Genomic DNA, 445 nt, shown 5'->3' on the forward strand with positions numbered 1-445 from the left:
TGTCCCAACTATAAGGGTGGCTGTCGACTGAGAAATGTCAACAAGGCCGACGAGGGGTGCCAGTCCCAGGGCAACCGCGGAGGCATTGCACCCTGGCGCAGCGATGCGGGTTGCACCTGACAGCATGTCACGTTGCGAGCCGCCCTCAGCTCGTGGCAGCTCGGGAAGTCCATACGTCCAGGTACCAGCGTGGTCACTGCCGTACCAACGCTGCCAGTCTGACGCTGATAACAACCGAAAGTCCGCTCCAGCATCGACGATGACAAGGTCGGGATTCATCTTGACAAGCTCCTGGACAATCTGCCCGGAAGCCCCATGAGGCAAGGCCAGCACGACGGCGTCGTGGGAGGCGAGACGCTCAACGTCGATCTCGGAAAGGGTTCGCTCCTTAGCCACACCGACAAGGTGAGGCATGACGTGCGCCAATGGAAGTCCAGCCTGGCTG

General features: G+C 60.9%; 1 protein-coding gene. It reads right to left on the bottom strand.

From position 1 onward, the window contains the following. Nucleotides 1–445: hypothetical protein (locus J1781_RS26440; protein ID WP_456239067.1), on the bottom strand; the 445-nt coding region annotated here is incomplete at both ends.

This window comes from Rahnella perminowiae, assembly GCF_019049695.1.
GTDB lineage: Bacteria > Pseudomonadota > Gammaproteobacteria > Enterobacterales > Enterobacteriaceae > Rahnella > Rahnella perminowiae.